The organism is Parageobacillus caldoxylosilyticus (assembly GCF_019272935.1).
Lineage (GTDB): Bacteria > Bacillota > Bacilli > Bacillales > Anoxybacillaceae > Saccharococcus > Saccharococcus caldoxylosilyticus.
On the sequence record NZ_CP040553.1, the window covers coordinates 2,119,582 to 2,136,871 of the forward strand.

A 17,290-nucleotide genomic window follows, 5' to 3' on the forward strand; every position below is an offset into this window, starting at 1 on the left:
AACCGATAAGGAAAAATCGGTTTATAACTGCACCTTTTCTTTTTTCGGTAGCGTCGAAACTGACGGGGAGCGCAACACTTTTTCAATCGTAAACCGCGGCCGCCGCTTTACTTCTTGATAAATTTTGCCGATATACTCCCCGATGAGGCCGATTCCGATCAGCAGCAAGCCCCCGATAAACCAAACGGAAATCATCAGCGACGTCCAGCCCAATTCAGCATGGCCGAGCAACTTCACGATGAGCGCGTATATGCCGGCGGCGCTGCTGAGAAGGAAGGAGAGAAAACCGATGAACGTGATCCAGCGAATCGGCGCGATGCTAAATGACGTAATGCCATCAAAAGCAAACGCCAGCATTTTCTTTAATGGATATTTCGATTCTCCCGCAAAACGTTTTTTACGGTCATAAAATACTTGCGTCGACCGAAAACCAAGCATCGGCACCATTCCGCGCAAGAAAATATTGACTTCCGTATAGCGGCTTAATTCTTCGAGCGCCCGCTTGCTCATTAAGCGGAAATCCGCATGGTTGTATACTAGCTGGACGCCTAACTTTTGCATGAAACGATAAAACCATTGTGCGGTTGCCCGTTTAAACCATGTATCGGTATCCCGGCTGCGCCGCACACCGTAAACGATGTCATATCCTTCTTGGTATTTTATGACAAATTCGCGAATGACGGAAATATCATCTTGCAGATCGGCGTCGATGGAAATGACGCAGTCGGAGTCTTGTTTTGCTGTTTCCAGTCCGGCGAGCAGCGCTTTTTGATGGCCAAAGTTGCGCGACAGCTTAATGCCGGTGACAAACGGGTTCCGTTTGCTTTCTTGTTCAATCAACTCCCACGTACGGTCACTGCTGCCATCATCGACAAACATGATTTTGCTTCCGAGTGCGATTAACTCGTCTTCCAATAAATTTTCCAGCACGTTTGTCAACTCTTTTGCCGTTTCCGGCAAGACTTCTTCTTCGTTATAACAAGGAACGACAATCGTCAAAATCGGCTTGTTCATCGTCTCTTCCTCCTCTCATTCCACTTCGTATAAATAAATTTTCCAAGCGGATTGTTTGTCGCTAAACGTTTTTAATAAACGAAGATGAATTTGTTTCGCGTTCATGATCGGGACGGAAGAGAAAATATAGCGTCCTCCCATCTGCTTAAACACTTTCGTATTGATATCGAAATGATGAATTTTTTTATGAGACGTTTTGCGGAACATATAATGTTTCCCAAGTTCCGCAGAAAACAGATAGACGCGGTTGCCCCAATGGTCAAAGTAATCTTTTAGGACAGGACTTTTATCGAGCTCTTTGGCGATGATTTTACGAAATTGATATTTGTAAGATAACGGATAAAAATTGTTATACGTATCGAGCGTGTAAAACCCGTTATATTGCGCGATCGCCGGATGAAGTCCGACACTGGCGACACGGTAGGACGACGGCGGTTTCCCGATATAGTCTTTGATTTGTTGAAACAAATGTTCCGCGTAAAATTCTTTAAACGACGGTGTCCCAATGAGGCGGTAGCGAATCTCTTCGTTAAAACCGCCAAGAATCAATAGCTGCAGCGCCAGGGCGACGGGGACAACGCGCCGCCACTTTATTCCCCGCTGCCAAAGAATTTGCAGCGCTAACGCAAAATCTAAATAGATCACCATTGGCCGCAAAAAGTGAAACCGGGCGAAATTAAACGTATTTAATAGAGAAAAGCGCTCTTTTAGCGGCTGCCATCCTTTGTAAAACCAAAACGCATACCATGTCGACAAGACAAAATTGAGCACGAATAGGAAAAGAAATTGTTTTTCCAGCGTTTCGTTTCGTTTAGCCAAAGCAAAAAAGAAAGCGATCCATAAGATAGGCAGAATGACAAAGGTATGAACGGTCATCACATGCGTATGGCCAAGCAAGTAGTTTTTGAACGTCAGCCGCACGCAATGGAAGAAACTCAGCCTCGAAGAAAGAAATTCGTTTCGGCTCGTTGGTTCTTCGCCAAATACAAGCGAGTAAACGAGCCGGTATTCAATCGCCAAGAAGATGCTTGTCATCAATGCGATCGCGCCAAAAAACGGCCAGTTCCATTGTTTGCGGACGAGAACGTCACGCAACCACAGCAGCGCCATGGCGGTAAGGAAAAAGAAAAAGCCAAGCACGAAACTCGCGTAAAACGGCAAGAGCACAAGGACAAGCCATTCTTTCCATGTCGCTTCGCCTTTGCGGATCGTTAAAAATGCCCATAGCGCCAGCGGCATGCCAAGAGTGCTTAACATTCCGGACGGCCAAAACGGAGTGAGCGCGAATGTCAATGATGCACCGACGCGAATGAGATAGGACTCTTTCGCAGGCAGGAAATGCCTCTTTAACAATAAATACATGCCAATGAAAGCAAAAACGCGGGTAATCGTCTGGCTAAGCGCATACGCTACCATCGAAGGAAACAGCGCATGAAGCCAAACGATGCCGCTGAATTCGGTGCCAAACGCGTTGCGCGGAAGGCCGTTAATCACTTGAGGAATGGTTGCGTTAATCGGGCCGAACAGCTCTCCGCTTCGCGTCAGCACTTTATACCAGGCGATGTTCGAATCCATGTTGTCATGAACTCGGATATGCGCATTTTCTCCTAGCACATAAAGCGGGGAAAGGTAAATAGCTAAAAGAAGCATAGCAATTCCTATAGCAACTCGCTCGTTCCTCTCCATGTTCTTCCGCTCCTTTTTGATGTAAAGCATCGTTCATTATAAATCACTATCATTAAAAAATAATAAAAAACAAGTGAAGAAGATGTTAAGGAAGTTTTTTCAAAAAAAAGCTCCTTCTCTCTTTTTACTTGGAAAAGGGAAAAGAGAGAAGGAGGGGGATCATGCAAATAGACTCATAATGCGGCTGAGACCACGGCGTTTCTTTTTTTGCGCTGCATTTTCCGTTTTACTCGCTTGTTCCTTATTCGTTCTTTCCTCTAAGCGGGCAATGCGTTGTTCGAGTGAGCGAAGATGGGTGACTAGTTCTTCAATTTCTCGGCGATGATGCAAAAGCTGCACGGAAACGATATCGTCGGCTTTTTGGTCGAGTTTGTTCTCGATTTTTTGGAGGCGGGAGGCGAACTGGTCAAGATGCGGTTCGACATATGCTTGAAACAACGCGTCGGCGGAGAACTCATTATTTTGCAGCTTTTCGTTTTGCTCACGTCGAGCATCCGCTTCTAGTGTGGCACTTTGTTCAAATTTAATCCGTTCGAGCAAGGCGATGGCTTCAGCATCGAAGACGTAATGGCCTGATTCATTTTTGCGGTATGGAACATTATATTTACGGACCCAGCGCTGAATCGTTTTTGGCGATACGCCAAGACGTGCGGCGACGCTACTTGTTTTTAATTCCATTTTCACGATTCCTCCTTTTTCGTCTTGTTATATATTTTTTCCATTGCAAAACAAATTCCTTTCTCCTTGACAAAACTAGTGTCGATTCGGCAAAGAAAGTGGTTATACGGAAGAATCCGCCAGTGGTCGGCAAAAGATATTGAAAAAAATATGCATGTCAGCATAGGATTTATCCAGGCGATTTGGTAGAATAGTAGATAAAAGAATTGCGAGCATAGCGAGGTGATGGCGGCATGTCAGTATGGGCATGGGAGGCGCTCCGCGGCATTGGGAGTCTATTGATGCAGCCGTTGTTTTACTACGGGATCGCGCTGGCGCTTGTTGTCGGATGGCGTCGAGTAAAACGGGAAAGAAGCCATTTTTATATTCGCGTCTATGACATGTTTCAGGAAAGCAAATTTTTTTGGCGAAACGGCCCCGCCGCCGGAGCGGTGTTGTCGCTGGCAGCAGTGATAGCCGGCATGGCGGTTCCGCGCGACACGATTTTGCTCGTTGCGCTTGTGACGATCGTCATTGGCTTGACGATGCAAATGCGGCTGCTTTCCCCGGCGTATACGATCGGGATTTCCTTTTTCATCATCAGCCTGTTTGGCCATCATTCCACTTTACAGCGGTTTTTTCCGGAGCTAGGCCGGACAAATATGGCGGCGCTTGTGATTTTGCTTGCGTTATTGCTGTTGGTAGAGGGATGGCTTATTTTACGCAACGGTGCGGCGAAAACATCGCCGCAGCTGGCAACAAGCAAACGCGGGTTAGTGGTTGGAGAACATTGGGCTCAGCGGCTTTGGTTTGTTCCGGTGCTGCTGCCGGTGACGGGGGAGCTTCCGTCTCCGCTTTCCTGGTGGCCGTTGTTTCCAGCAGGAGATGATGCTTATTCGTTTATGCTTGTTCCGTTTTTGCTCGGATTTTCCCAGCGCATGCAAGGGATGCTGCCGCATGCGTCGGTGCGCCTGGCCGGGCAGAGGGTGCTGCTTTTGGCTGCTGTGGTTGGTGTATTGGCCATCATTAGCTGCTGGTATGCACCGTTTTCTTGGATAGCGGCTGCGCTTGCGTTGCTGGGAAGGGAATGGCTGGCGTTTCTCCAGCACCGCCAAGACCGTTCGCAGCCTCCATATTTTGCGAAACGGGAACAAGGGCTTGTCATTTTAGGCATTCTTCCGCAATCGAAGGCCGAAAAAATGGGGCTGCAAATCGGTGAAGTGATTGTGAAAGCAAATGGAATACCGGTAAAAACAGAAAACGAGTTTTACGAAGCGGTGCAACGAAACCGCGCGTTTTGTAAATTAGAAGTAGCCGATGAAGAGGGAGAAGTCCGCTTCGTCCAAGGAGCGCTCTATGAGGATGAACATCATGAACTTGGCTTGCTGTTTGTGAAAGAACGAGAAAATCGGGCATCGAAAGCCGTCTAATAAGGGGTTCTTCATATGTGGTTTATTGTCGCGTTAATCGTACCATGTTTACTTGTCTTATTATTCACCCGCGTGACGTACAACCATTATATTGGAACGTTATTGACCGTCGCCCTGCTTGTTGCCTCCTATTTTAAAGGGTATACCGATGAGCTGCATGAAATTTTAGCTGATATTGTTTCAACGACGGTTGGTTTTTTATACGCGGAGAAAATGGTGAAACGGTTAAAAAATAGGCATAAGGGAGATGGCGAATGGCATTAGTGCTGTTCGCCATTTTCTGTTGGAAATGGTTTGTTTTTTTGGAACGAATATAGGTTCGCATTTTTTATGCATCTTTGTTGGCAATATGCTACAATGGAATAAGATGAAAGAAACAGGAGGTCTAGTCGGTGGGAGACCGTTTTGAGTTGGTATCAGCATATCAGCCGCAAGGAGATCAGCCGCAGGCGATTGCCAAACTGGTCGAAGGCATTCGCAAAGGAGTAAAGCACCAAACGCTGTTAGGGGCAACGGGAACGGGAAAGACGTTTACGATTTCGAACGTGATTAAAGAGGTAAACAAACCGACGCTTGTCATTGCCCATAATAAAACGCTGGCAGGGCAATTGTACAGCGAGTTGAAGGAATTTTTCCCGAACAACGCCGTTGAATATTTTGTCAGCTATTATGATTATTATCAGCCGGAAGCGTATGTGCCGCAGACGGATACGTATATTGAAAAAGACGCGAAGATTAATGATGAAATTGATAAATTGCGGCACTCGGCCACATCGGCGCTGTTTGAGCGGCGCGACGTTATTATTGTCGCCAGCGTGTCATGCATTTACGGCCTAGGTTCGCCGGAAGAATACCGCGAGCTTGTCGTATCGCTGCGCGTCGGCATGGAAATCGAGCGAAATACTTTGCTGCGCCGCTTAGTCGACATCCAATATGAGCGAAACGACATTGATTTTCAACGCGGAACGTTCCGCGTCCGCGGCGATGTCGTCGAAATTTTTCCAGCTTCACGGGACGAGCATTGCATCCGTGTCGAGTTTTTTGGCGATGAAATTGACCGCATTCGCGAGGTGGACGCCCTAACAGGCGAAGTGATCGCCGAGAGGGAGCATGTCGCTATTTTTCCGGCATCCCACTTCGTCACGCGGGAAGAAAAAATGCGCATTGCCATTGAAAATATTGAAAAAGAGTTAGAAGAACGGCTGCGCGAATTGAGAGAGCAGGGGAAATTGCTGGAAGCGCAGCGGCTCGAGCAGCGGACGCGCTATGATTTGGAAATGATGCGGGAAATGGGCTTTTGCTCAGGAATTGAAAACTACTCCCGCCATTTGGCGCTCCGTCCGCCAGGTTCGACGCCATATACGCTGCTTGATTACTTTCCTGACGATTTTTTGATTATTGTGGATGAGTCCCATGTGACCTTGCCGCAACTCCGCGGCATGTATAACGGGGACCGGGCGCGCAAGCAAGTGCTTGTCGACCACGGCTTTCGTCTGCCGTCTGCGCTCGATAACCGCCCGTTAACGTTTGAGGAGTTTGAACAAAAAATCAATCAAATTATTTATGTTTCCGCCACTCCTGGTCCGTATGAGCTCGAACATAGCCCGGAAGTCGTCGAGCAAATTATTCGCCCGACCGGGCTTTTGGATCCGACAATTGACGTCCGCCCGATCAAAGGGCAAATCGACGATTTAATCGGTGAAATTCAGGAGCGCGTGAAGCGAAATGAACGGACGCTTGTGACGACGCTGACGAAAAAAATGGCCGAAGATTTAACAGATTACTTGAAAGAAGTCGGCATTAAAGTGGCGTATTTGCATTCGGAAATTAAAACGCTCGAGCGCATTGAAATCATTCGTGATTTGCGGCTCGGCAAATATGATGTGCTTGTTGGAATTAACTTGTTAAGAGAAGGGCTGGATATTCCGGAAGTATCGCTTGTCGCCATTTTGGATGCGGACAAAGAAGGCTTTTTGCGCTCCGAACGTTCGCTGATCCAAACGATTGGCCGCGCGGCAAGAAACGCGAATGGCCATGTTATTATGTACGCCGATACGATTACGAAATCGATGGAAATTGCGATTAATGAAACCAAACGGCGCCGTGCGATTCAAGAGGCGTATAACCGTGAGCACGGCATCGTACCGCAGACGGTGAAGAAAGAAATTCGCGATGTCATCCGCGCGACATACGCTGCGGAAGAAAAAGAAACATACGACGCGAAACCGTCTTACAGCAAGATGACGAAGAAAGAGCGGGAAAAACTGATTGCCGATTTGGAGAAAGAAATGAAAGAGGCGGCCAAAGCGTTGGATTTCGAACGGGCTGCCCAACTTCGCGACATTATTTTCGAGTTAAAAGCGGAAGGATGATTATCTGTCTATGGCAACCGATAAAATCATCGTCAAAGGAGCAAGAGCTCATAATTTAAAAAATATTGACGTCGAAATTCCCCGTGACAAGCTCGTCGTTTTGACGGGGCTTTCCGGTTCGGGGAAATCGTCGCTTGCCTTTGATACGATTTACGCGGAAGGCCAGCGGCGCTATGTCGAATCGCTGTCGGCGTATGCCCGGCAATTTTTAGGGCAAATGGATAAGCCGGATGTTGACGCGATTGAAGGGCTGTCGCCGGCGATTTCGATCGACCAGAAAACGACAAGCCGCAATCCGCGTTCGACTGTCGGAACGGTGACGGAAATTTACGATTATTTGCGGCTTTTGTTTGCCCGCATCGGCCGCCCGGTTTGTCCGGAGCACGGCATTGAAATTACGTCACAAACGATCGAACAGATGGTCGACCGCCTTCTTGCCTATCCGGAGCGGACAAAAATGCAAATTCTCGCTCCGATTGTTTCCGGACGCAAAGGGACGCACGCTAAAACGCTGGAAGATATCCGCAAACAAGGATATGTACGCGTGCGCGTCGACGGAGAAATGCGGGAGCTGACCGAAAACATTGAGTTGGAAAAAAACAAAAAGCATTCGATTGAAGTGGTAGTAGACCGCATCGTGATGAAAGAAGGCATTGCTCCGCGGCTGGCCGATTCGTTGGAGACTGCGCTAAAGCTGGCTGATGGAAAGGTGCTGATCGATGTCATTGGGCAGGAGGAACTGCTATTTAGCGAAAAACACGCCTGCCCATACTGCGGTTTTTCGATTGGCGAACTCGAGCCGCGCCTGTTTTCGTTTAACAGTCCGTATGGCGCCTGCCCGGACTGTGACGGTCTCGGTGCCAAACTTGAAGTTGACCCGGATTTGGTCATCCCTAATGACGAATTGACACTGCGTGAACATGCGATTGCCCCGTGGGAGCCGCAAAGCTCGCAATATTATCCGCAGCTGTTAGAGGCGGTGTGCCACCATTACGGCATTGACATGGATGTGCCAGTAAAAGATTTGCCGAAAGAGCAGCTTGATAAAATTTTATACGGAAGCGACGGCGAGACGATCTACTTCCGCTACCAGACCGATTTCGGGCAAATCCGCGAGCAATATATCGTTTTTGAAGGCGTTATTCCGAACATTGAGCGCCGTTACCGCGAAACAAGCTCCGAGTACATCCGCGAGCAAATGGAAAAATATATGGCACAGCAGCCATGTCCGACGTGCAAAGGCAACCGCTTGAAAAAAGAAAGCCTCGCCGTGCTCGTTGGCGGCAAACATATCGGCGAAGTGACGGCGTTGTCGGTTACGGAGGCGCTCGAGTTTTTCGCTAATTTGAAGCTGAGCGAAAAAGAACAAAAAATCGCCCATCTCATTTTGCGCGAAATTACCGAGCGGCTCGGCTTTTTAAAAAACGTCGGCCTCGATTACTTGACGCTGAATCGTTCCGCCGGGACGCTTTCCGGCGGAGAGGCGCAGCGCATTCGCTTGGCGACGCAGATCGGCTCGCGGCTAACAGGGGTGCTGTATGTGTTGGACGAACCGTCGATCGGCCTGCATCAGCGCGACAACGACCGCCTGATCGCGACGCTCAAAAGCATGCGCGATCTTGGCAATACGCTGATCGTCGTCGAGCATGACGAAGATACGATGCTGGCTGCCGATTATTTAATCGATATCGGGCCGGGCGCGGGCATTCACGGCGGCAAAGTCGTCGCCGCCGGGACGCCGCAAGAGGTGATGAATAATCCAAATTCGCTGACCGGACAATATTTGTCAGGGAAAAAGTTTATTCCGGTTCCGACCGAACGGCGCAAGCCGGATGGACGATGGTTAGAGATTGTCGGTGCGAAAGAAAATAATTTAAAAAACGTGTCGGTGAAAATTCCGCTTGGCACGTTTGTCGCGGTCACCGGCGTGTCCGGTTCGGGAAAAAGCACGCTCGTCAACGAAATTTTGTACAAGGCGCTGGCGCAAAAACTGCAGCGCGCCAAAGCAAAACCGGGTGAACATAAAGCGATCAAAGGACTGGAGCATTTAGAAAAAGTGATCGACATCGACCAGTCGCCGATCGGACGGACGCCGCGCTCGAACCCGGCGACCTATACCGGCGTGTTTGACGATATCCGCGAAGTATTTGCCGCCACGAACGAAGCAAAAGTGCGCGGCTACAAAAAAGGCCGCTTCAGCTTTAACGTGAAAGGCGGGCGATGTGAAGCGTGCCATGGCGACGGCATTATTAAAATTGAAATGCACTTTCTGCCGGATGTGTACGTCCCGTGCGAAGTATGCCATGGCAAGCGGTACAATCGCGAAACGCTTGAAGTGACGTACAAAGGCAAAAATATTGCCGAAGTGCTGGAGATGACGGTGGAAGATGCGCTCGAGTTTTTCGCCAATATCCCGAGAATTAAACGGAAACTGCAGACGCTCTACGATGTCGGGCTCGGATATATGAAGCTTGGACAGCCGGCGACGACATTATCCGGCGGGGAAGCGCAGCGCGTCAAATTGGCGGCGGAGCTGCATCGCCGCTCGAACGGGCGCACGCTTTATATTTTGGACGAGCCGACGACCGGCCTTCACGTCGATGACATTGCCCGTTTATTGAAAGTATTGCAGCGTTTGGTTGATAACGGAGATACCGTTCTTGTCATTGAACACAATCTCGATGTCATTAAAACAGCGGACTACATTATCGACCTTGGCCCGGAAGGCGGCGAGCATGGCGGGCAGATTGTTGCAACGGGAACGCCGGAAGAGGTGGCGGAAGCAGAAAACTCCTACACCGGCCGCTATTTAAAACCGATATTGGAACGCGACCGCGAGCGTATGCGGGCGCTGTATGAAACGGCAAGGGCATAAGCCTTTGCCGTTTTTTTTACCATATGCCCGGCGAAACTTTTCTGCATGGCTGCCGTATATAAATTATATAGAACAAAAGGAGGAATTTGTTGGTGAATTCCAATAAAGTGCTTGCATCCTTATGTTACTTCAGCATTTTCTTTGCCGGATTCATCTTTCCGATTGTCGTTTACTTTGTCACCGATCATCCGGAAGTAAAACGCCATGCAAAAAAAGCGTTGCTTTCCCATTTGATTCCAGCTCTGACCATTTTGTTGTTTATCGTCAGCGCTATTTTTGCTGGATGGACAGGGAGAGGCAGCGACGTGTCATTTTGGGTTGGCGGCGGCCTAGTATGGATTGGTTTTATTGCGGCAGGGATCGTTAACTTGGTTGTGGTCATTTGGAATATTATTAGGGGGATTCAAGTGTTAAAATAAATAATGAAAGGAGAGCGCCCCATGGAGGAAAAAAAGCGCATACTTAACATGGTCAAAGAAGGAAAACTGACGGTGGAAGAAGCGTTGATGCTGCTGGAACAGTTAGACCAAAAAAAGAGCGATAACGGTTTTTCATCATCGTCTTATGCGTCCGGACCGTATGCGGACGCCAAGCAGCATTCGGTCAAAATGGCCTCTCTCAAAGAAAAACTGGTGGACTTTTTCGATATGGCTGTCAAAAAGGTAAAAGAATTTGATTTCCAATTTGCCAACGCATTTGAAATAAAACATGTTTTCCATCAAAGCGATGCAAAGCTGCAAGAAATGGATGTATATATTGCCAATGGAAATATAAAGATGATACCATGGGACCAAGCGGATGTCCGCATTGAATGCGAAGCAAAAGTGTACCGTTCGGAATCGGCGGATGCAGCGCGCCGCGCCTTTACCGAAGAGGCGGTATTTTCCGCGCGGGATGGTTGTTTGCACTTTTCCGTTTCCAAGCCGTTTATGAAAACCGATGCCGTTATTTATATTCCGAAAACATCGCTTCAAGACGCAAAATTTCGCTTGCTTAATGGCAATATAAATATAGAAGACGTCCACATGGATAAGCTGCACATTAAAAACGTGAATGGGAGTATGATGCTGCACCGTCTTGTCGGTAAAGAGGCGGAGTTGGAAACGGCCAATGGGTCGATCGTGCTTGAACACAGCACATTCGAGGAAGTCGAAGCGGAAACGATTCATGGAGAAGTCAAGCTCGATGGCCATTATCGTTATGCGCGGCTGCGGACGTTTAGCGGCGGAATTACGTACGCGACGGAAAGAGAAGATGGAGTCGTGACGGGAAAAACGGTGACGGGAAACATTACGTTGCTTTTGCCGCGCGATATATGCTTGGAAGGAGAAATGAGAACGAACCTAGGTGGATTAGTGTACCGTCATCCGAATGCATTTTTAGTGGAAGAAAAGCAAGAAACCGCGCAAAAAGCAATTCGTTTTCAATGTCAAAATAGCGCAAAGCCGCCGTTTCATATTTATGTGGATTCCAAAGCGGGCTCTGTTTCCCTACATGTGGCTGAAGACGGCGACAAGTAGCCGAAAGTGATCATAAAAAGATGGTGATAAGATGCTCAACTGGTTAATTGGCGTATTTGTGAATACGGTATTATTGGTGGCGATTGATGGATATTTTGATTCCATTCGATTCAGCGGCATCGGCGCCGCTTTTATCGCCAGCATGATTTTAGCGATATTAAATGCGGTAGTGCGTCCGATTTTAATTTTGCTTACGCTGCCGGTGACGATTTTAACGCTCGGATTATTTTTGTTCGTGATTAATGCGATTACATTGAAGATGACCGCGGCGCTGATGGGAGATGCGTTTGAAATCAACGGGTTTGGCACCGCGCTGTTGGCTTCGATCGTTCTTTCCTTTTTCCATTTGCTTATTCAAAAAGCGATTATTGAGCCGCTGCGGCAAAAATAGGCGATTAGGGGCGGAACAAAGAGAGGTTTCCGCCTCTTTTTGTTTGCAGCGATGTTTTTCATTCAATGAAATTAAGAAAAGTGCTAAAATGGAAAAAGACAAGGAAAGGGGAGAAATGCCGACATGCCGAAAGTGCGTACGAAAGACATTATCGAAAAATTTCAGTTAGAGTTAGTCAGCGGTGCGGAAGGCATTTACCGCCCGATTACGACAAGTGACCTATCCCGTCCTGGCATTGAAATGGCAGGCTATTTTGCTTATTATCCGGCTGAGCGCATTCAGTTGTTGGGCAAAACAGAACTGTCATTTTATGAAACGTTAAGTCCGGAAGAGAAAAGAACGAGAATGGAGAGACTTTGCACCGATATTACTCCTGGAATTATTATTTCCCGCGGATTGGAAGTGCCGCCGGAACTGATCGAAGCTTCCGAGCGGCAGTCGGTGCCGGTGATGCGTTCGACAATGAAAACGACCCGTCTTTCGAGCCGGTTGACGAATTATTTGGAGAGCAAACTCGCCCCGACAACGGCGGTGCACGGCGTGTTGGTCGACGTTTACGGTGTCGGGGTATTAATTACTGGGAAAAGCGGGGTCGGCAAAAGTGAAACGGCTCTGGAACTAGTCAAGCGCGGCCATCGCCTTGTCGCGGACGACTGTGTCGAAATCCGCCAGGAAGATGAAGATATGTTGGTTGGCAGCGCGCCGGAGTTAATTGAGCATTTGCTGGAGATTCGCGGGTTAGGCATTATTAATATGATGACATTATTTGGCGCCGGTGCGGTGCGGACGCATAAACGCATTTCACTAGTGATTGATTTGGAACTTTGGGATCCGAATAAACAATATGATCGTCTTGGCCTCGAAGAAGAAAAAGTAAAAATTTTGGATACGGAATTGCCGAAATTGACAATACCGGTTCGTCCAGGAAGAAACCTTGCCGTCATTGTCGAGGTCGCTGCGATGAATTTTCGTTTGAAGAGGATGGGAGTCAACGCCGCAGAGGAGTTTTCCGCGCGTTTGACCGATGCAATTGAAGACGGGGAGCACGATTACGAATAATAGTTAGGAGGAGAATGGATGGAGTCGACGATTCAGCCGCTAGACCGTGTCTTTTTGCATCTTGGTCCGATCACCATTTACTGGTACGGGGTGATTATCGGAACGGGAGTATTAATCGGGCTATGGCTTGCGACAAGAGAAGGAGTGCGGCGCGGACTGCCGAAAGAAACGTTTGTCGATCTTGTTTTGTTCGCCGTGCCCATTGCGATTTTGTGTGCGCGCGCCTATTACGTGATTTTTGAGTGGAATTATTATTCGAAACATATATCGGAAATCCCGAAAATTTGGGAAGGCGGCCTTGCCATTCATGGAGGATTGATCGGCGCAGTCGCGACAGGGATCGTCTTTGCGAAGGCGCGGGGGCTTTCGTTTTGGAAGCTGGCGGATATTGCGGCGCCAAGCATTATTTTAGGACAGGCGATCGGGCGCTGGGGCAATTTTATGAACCAAGAGGCACATGGCGGTCCGGTGACGCGGGAGTTTCTTGAAAGCTTGCATTTACCGGATTTTATTATTAACCAAATGTACATTAACGGCCAATATTACCATCCGACGTTTTTATATGAATCACTTTGGGATTTTGCCGGCTTTTTGCTGCTATTGTGGCTGCGGCGCGTCAATTTGCGGCGCGGAGAACTATTTCTCAGCTATTTAATTTGGTATTCGATCGGCCGGTTTTACATTGAAGGGATGCGCACCGATAGTTTGATGCTGACAAGTCATCTTCGCATCGCGCAAGTCGTTTCCGTTGCGCTCATTATACTTTCGGTATGTTTATGGGTATACCGCAGAATGAAAGGGTTAGCCAAGGAACGTTATCGAGATTAGCAAAGGAGAGAAGAGAGATGGCTGGCATATTGCGGCGCGGGTTTTTCGTCGGTTTGCAAACGACGTGGACGCTTGGAAAAGTGATTTTTCCGATTACGTTAATCGTATCGATTTTGCAGCATACACCGGTATTGCAATGGGTTATTCAGCTTGTCACTCCGTTCATGAAATGGATTGGCTTGCCGGGGGATGCGGCGATACCGCTTGTGCTTGGCAACTTATTAAACTTGTACGCCGGAATTGGCGCGATTTTAACATTGGACTTAACGGTAAAAGAAGTATTAATTTTGGCGATCATGCTTTCGTTTTCTCATAACTTGCTCATCGAGTCGACCGTCGCGTCGCGCACCGGCATGAGCATTGCGCTAATGATTATTGTTCGCATCGGGCTCGCGCTTGTTTCCGCTCTATTGATTCATTATCTTTGGCATGGGGGGAGCGAAACAGCACAATACGGTTTTGTTTCGAATTCTCCAGAGCAGTTGACAAGCTGGGGCGCGATTTTGTTTGACGGGGTGAAAAAAGCGTGTCTTGGGATCGTGCAGTTGGCGGTGATCGTGATTCCACTTATGCTTGGAATTCAAATATTAAAAGAGTTAAAATGGATCCATATTTTTTCGCGTTGGATGGCGCCGGTGACAAAAGTGCTTGGCATGAAAGAAAACACCTCTTTGACATTGGCAGCTGGGCTCGTGTTCGGTTTAGCGTACGGCGCGGGGGTGATGATTCAGGCGGTAAAAGAAGACGGCGTATCGAAACGTGATTTAACATTGGCCTTTATTTTTCTTGTGTCATGTCACGCCGTTGTGGAAGATACGCTCGTATTTGTTCCACTTGGAATTCCGGTATGGCCGCTGCTTCTCATCCGGCTGGCCACCGCTATTTTATTAACTATGCTTATCAGTTTTATTTGGAATCGTGTTGGAGAAACAAAAAGAAAGGAAGCCGCATAATGACGATTCGCACCATTTTATTTGATCTCGATGGAACCTTAATTGATACGAATGAACTCATTATTCAATCCTTTTTGCATACGTTGGAAATCTACTATCCCGGCAAATACAAACGTGAGGATGTATTGCCATTTATCGGCCCATCGCTGCATGAAACGTTCAGCGCATTGGATCCGTTGCGCACGCAAGAAATGGTTGATACGTATCGCTCATTCAATCTTGCGCATCATGACGCGCTCATCCGCGAATTTGAAACGGTGTATGAAACGATCGAAACGTTGCACCAGCACGGGTTCCGTCTCGGCGTTGTGACGACAAAAATTCATCAGACGGCAGTGATGGGACTGCAAAAAACGCGGCTTGCGCCGTTTTTTGATTGCGTCATCGGCCTCGATGATGTCAAGCGCCCGAAACCGGATCCGGAGCCGATTTATAAAGCGCTGGACTTGCTGCAATCAACGCCGGATGAAGCGTTAATGGTCGGTGATAATTATCACGATATTTTGGCAGGAAAAAACGCTGGCACAAAAACAGCGGGAGTAGCGTGGACGATTAAAGGTCGGGAGTATTTGGAACAATATGAACCGGATTTTATGCTGGAAAAAATGAGCGACTTATTGGCGATTGTAGGAGTGGAATAATAGGTGAGACGGACGACAAAATATCCGGTATCAGGAGCAAATTCTCTATGGCAAATTTATAAAACCGTGTCGTTTTGGAAAGTGCTCAAAAACGTGATCGTCATTCAAATCGGCCGCTACACGCCGTTTTTAGCGGTGAAAAACTGGCTGTACCGCACGTTTTTGCGCATGAAAATCGGCGAAAAAACGGCGCTTGCCTTTATGGTCATGCCGGATATTATGTTTCCGGAAAAAATTCAAATCGGCCGCAATTGCATCATTGGCTACAATACGACGATTTTGGCGCATGAATACTTAATTGATGAATACCGCCTTGGCGATGTGATTATCGGAGATGAAGTGATGATTGGCGCCAACTCGACGGTGCTTCCCGGAGTGGTCATCGGCGACCGCGCCGTCGTCGCCGCCGGCACGGTCGTCCATAAAGATGTCCCAGCCGGAGCGTTTGTCGCCGGCAATCCGATGCGAATCATTTATACAAAAGAAGAGATGGAGCGAAGAAAAGGTCATTCCAATGAATGAGTCTCCCACCTGCATTTATGTAGAGGCGGGAGACCGGTTTCTCCTTCATCCAGCGAGCTTGGCAGTTCCCAAGGTTCATTTGGCAGATTTTTAGCACTCAGATTCCTTCTTCACATCCATTCCTTTCTCACTTTCGTCCAATTTGCAAAGGAACTCTAATCTCTTTATTTTTGAGATAGATTTGTACGTTTTGGCTTCCGCTGTTTCTGTACATACGCCGTTCGGAAATGAGACTTATTCCAGCTTGCCCATAATTCGAATCATTTTGGTGATCGCATAGTCCAAGTCCATCAAGTCATCCTCGCTGAGTTTCCCTAACTTGTCACAAAATAGATGATAAATTTCCTCCCAGCGCTTTTTTACGATGTCTTTCCCTTTTTCCGTCAGCATGAGTATAACAACTCGCCGATCAGTAGAATCTTGCGCTTTTATTACATAGTCTTTCTCCTCCAATTTTCGAATTAGAGGGGTCAACTGCTGTTTGGAAATTCTTAAGTGTTGGGCCAACTCCGTCATCGAGATCCCTGTCTTTGCATGGAACAAAGTTTCCAAAATGTGAAACTGCAAATGAGTTAAATCCGATTTTTTTTTCGGAATCGGGGTAGCCTGGATGATCGGTTTGAAAACTTTGTTATCAAACAGAGGAAGAAGTTGAGCAAAGCTTTCGGCGATTTTTTGAATCCTTGTCATTTGCATGCATCCTTTCCTTTTTTCAAAAGTGCATTGATATAGTAAATAATTATTTGTTTATTTATTTGGGTTTTAGGTGATTTATTTGTGATTTTTATTAAATTCCCGGAGATAAAGGTAAATATTTATTAAATACTTTTGGGGTTATAGAAAATATTTATTTACTAAAGTTAGTTTATCGTGATGCGAATTCCAATGCAATTTCATTTGTCGCCAAGGCAAGTTGCAAAATAATACAAACCTAACCGGTTGGTTGTATGATTTCTCAAAAATAAGGAAGAGAGGGTTTTATGATTCCGTTTGGTTTAATCTATTAATGATCTGTTCCATCAATTTGGTATTATGCGGGATGATTATACTTCGAAACCGGCGTTTTATACATTTCAGCGTTTCATACAGGAGTTTGGTATTTAATAGGAGGATAGATAGAATCATCTGTGGGGGTTCTTTTTGCCGTATTCATCTCATTTTTTCAAGCTGGGTGAACTTCCAAAAAATATAAGCATAAAATACAATCCTGCAAGTAAAATTACAATCCCTATCATTAAATAAGGCAATCCCTCCATTTTTATTATTCCGGATTTTGTATTATTATGTTATTTCTCTCTATTTCCTCTGTGGTCAATAGCAACAATTTTTTTAGAAAAAAGAG

16 protein-coding genes are annotated in these 17,290 nt (G+C 47.1%); 12 read left to right on the forward strand and 4 right to left on the reverse strand.

All coding sequences use genetic code 11. From position 1 onward, the window contains the following. Positions 1–21: 21 nt before the first annotated feature. The 3 genes from BV455_RS10720 to BV455_RS10730 all read right to left on the reverse strand — a co-directional run bounded on the left by BV455_RS10720 (position 22) and on the right by BV455_RS10730 (position 3,378). The gene (locus BV455_RS10720; RefSeq protein WP_017435676.1) at positions 22–1,014 is read right to left on the reverse strand and encodes a glycosyltransferase family 2 protein; all 993 of its coding nucleotides are present in this window, start codon (positions 1,012–1,014) and stop codon (positions 22–24) included. A 15-nt stretch (positions 1,015–1,029) separates the two neighbouring features. Further along, on the reverse strand, positions 1,030–2,700 hold the full coding sequence (locus BV455_RS10725; RefSeq protein ID WP_042411027.1) for a DUF6044 family protein: 1,671 nt from the start codon (positions 2,698–2,700) through the stop codon (positions 1,030–1,032). Between the two features lie 159 nt (positions 2,701–2,859). Continuing rightward, on the reverse strand, positions 2,860–3,378 hold the full coding sequence (locus tag BV455_RS10730; RefSeq protein WP_081160976.1) for a MerR family transcriptional regulator: 519 nt from the start codon (positions 3,376–3,378) through the stop codon (positions 2,860–2,862). Positions 3,379–3,611: 233 nt separating this feature from the next. Between BV455_RS10730 and BV455_RS10735 the strand changes: the two genes are divergently transcribed. The 12 genes from BV455_RS10735 to BV455_RS10790 all read left to right on the forward strand — a co-directional run bounded on the left by BV455_RS10735 (position 3,612) and on the right by BV455_RS10790 (position 15,948). Beyond that, positions 3,612–4,787, forward strand: coding sequence for a PDZ domain-containing protein (locus BV455_RS10735; protein WP_081160974.1), 1,176 nt, complete (start codon positions 3,612–3,614; stop codon positions 4,785–4,787). Between the two features lie 15 nt (positions 4,788–4,802). Next, a complete protein-coding gene (locus BV455_RS10740) occupies positions 4,803–5,051 on the forward strand; it encodes a CsbA family protein (protein ID WP_017435680.1) in 249 nt (82 codons plus the stop codon). A 128-nt stretch (positions 5,052–5,179) separates the two neighbouring features. Further along, entirely contained in the window at positions 5,180–7,159 is a 1,980-nt protein-coding gene (gene uvrB, locus BV455_RS10745; protein WP_081160971.1) for an excinuclease ABC subunit UvrB, read from the forward strand. A gap of 10 nt (positions 7,160–7,169) precedes the next feature. Beyond that, entirely contained in the window at positions 7,170–10,034 is a 2,865-nt protein-coding gene (gene uvrA, locus BV455_RS10750; protein ID WP_042411018.1) for an excinuclease ABC subunit UvrA, read from the forward strand. A gap of 92 nt (positions 10,035–10,126) precedes the next feature. Next, positions 10,127–10,453, forward strand: a complete 327-nt coding sequence (locus tag BV455_RS10755) for a magnetosome magnetite crystal formation protein family (RefSeq protein ID WP_175243932.1) — start codon at positions 10,127–10,129, stop codon at positions 10,451–10,453. 21 nt (positions 10,454–10,474) lie between these two features. After that, positions 10,475–11,554, forward strand: coding sequence for a DUF4097 family beta strand repeat-containing protein (locus BV455_RS10760; protein ID WP_042411016.1), 1,080 nt, complete (start codon positions 10,475–10,477; stop codon positions 11,552–11,554). A 31-nt stretch (positions 11,555–11,585) separates the two neighbouring features. Continuing rightward, complete coding sequence (locus BV455_RS10765; RefSeq protein WP_042411015.1) at positions 11,586–11,945, forward strand: phage holin family protein; 360 nt, start codon at positions 11,586–11,588, stop codon at positions 11,943–11,945. Between the two features lie 123 nt (positions 11,946–12,068). After that, positions 12,069–13,004, forward strand: coding sequence for an HPr(Ser) kinase/phosphatase (hprK, locus tag BV455_RS10770; RefSeq protein ID WP_017435686.1), 936 nt, complete (start codon positions 12,069–12,071; stop codon positions 13,002–13,004). A gap of 18 nt (positions 13,005–13,022) precedes the next feature. Further along, positions 13,023–13,832, forward strand: a complete 810-nt coding sequence (lgt, locus tag BV455_RS10775; RefSeq protein ID WP_042411014.1) for a prolipoprotein diacylglyceryl transferase — start codon at positions 13,023–13,025, stop codon at positions 13,830–13,832. Between the two features lie 17 nt (positions 13,833–13,849). After that, a complete protein-coding gene (locus tag BV455_RS10780; protein WP_042411013.1) occupies positions 13,850–14,785 on the forward strand; it encodes a nucleoside recognition domain-containing protein in 936 nt (311 codons plus the stop codon). Next, positions 14,785–15,426, forward strand: a complete 642-nt coding sequence (gene ppaX / locus BV455_RS10785; protein ID WP_042411012.1) for a pyrophosphatase PpaX — start codon at positions 14,785–14,787, stop codon at positions 15,424–15,426. The genes BV455_RS10780 and ppaX overlap by 1 nt, the downstream gene beginning before the upstream one ends. Positions 15,427–15,429: 3 nt before the next feature. Continuing rightward, entirely contained in the window at positions 15,430–15,948 is a 519-nt protein-coding gene (locus BV455_RS10790) for an acyltransferase (protein ID WP_042411010.1), read from the forward strand. 234 nt (positions 15,949–16,182) lie between these two features. Here the strand turns inward: BV455_RS10790 and BV455_RS10795 are convergent, their stop codons facing one another. Further along, a complete protein-coding gene (locus BV455_RS10795; protein ID WP_081162344.1) occupies positions 16,183–16,638 on the reverse strand; it encodes a MarR family winged helix-turn-helix transcriptional regulator in 456 nt (151 codons plus the stop codon). Positions 16,639–17,290 lie beyond the last annotated feature (652 nt).

What these genes read in the sequence shown, in the direction of transcription:
- BV455_RS10720 (WP_017435676.1), bottom strand. Translation starts at nt 1,014, where the DNA reads ATGAACAAGCCGATTTTGACGATTGTCGTTCCTTGTTATAACGAAGAA.
- BV455_RS10725 (WP_042411027.1), bottom strand. Translation starts at nt 2,700, where the DNA reads ATGGAGAGGAACGAGCGAGTTGCTATAGGAATTGCTATGCTTCTTTTA.
- BV455_RS10730 (WP_081160976.1), bottom strand. Translation starts at nt 3,378, where the DNA reads ATGGAATTAAAAACAAGTAGCGTCGCCGCACGTCTTGGCGTATCGCCA.
- BV455_RS10735 (WP_081160974.1), top strand. Translation starts at nt 3,612, where the DNA reads ATGTCAGTATGGGCATGGGAGGCGCTCCGCGGCATTGGGAGTCTATTG.
- BV455_RS10740 (WP_017435680.1), top strand. Translation starts at nt 4,803, where the DNA reads ATGTGGTTTATTGTCGCGTTAATCGTACCATGTTTACTTGTCTTATTA.
- uvrA (WP_042411018.1), top strand. Translation starts at nt 7,170, where the DNA reads ATGGCAACCGATAAAATCATCGTCAAAGGAGCAAGAGCTCATAATTTA.
- BV455_RS10760 (WP_042411016.1), top strand. Translation starts at nt 10,475, where the DNA reads ATGGAGGAAAAAAAGCGCATACTTAACATGGTCAAAGAAGGAAAACTG.
- BV455_RS10765 (WP_042411015.1), top strand. Translation starts at nt 11,586, where the DNA reads ATGCTCAACTGGTTAATTGGCGTATTTGTGAATACGGTATTATTGGTG.
- hprK (WP_017435686.1), top strand. Translation starts at nt 12,069, where the DNA reads ATGCCGAAAGTGCGTACGAAAGACATTATCGAAAAATTTCAGTTAGAG.
- lgt (WP_042411014.1), top strand. Translation starts at nt 13,023, where the DNA reads ATGGAGTCGACGATTCAGCCGCTAGACCGTGTCTTTTTGCATCTTGGT.
- BV455_RS10780 (WP_042411013.1), top strand. Translation starts at nt 13,850, where the DNA reads ATGGCTGGCATATTGCGGCGCGGGTTTTTCGTCGGTTTGCAAACGACG.
- ppaX (WP_042411012.1), top strand. Translation starts at nt 14,785, where the DNA reads ATGACGATTCGCACCATTTTATTTGATCTCGATGGAACCTTAATTGAT.
- BV455_RS10795 (WP_081162344.1), bottom strand. Translation starts at nt 16,638, where the DNA reads ATGACAAGGATTCAAAAAATCGCCGAAAGCTTTGCTCAACTTCTTCCT.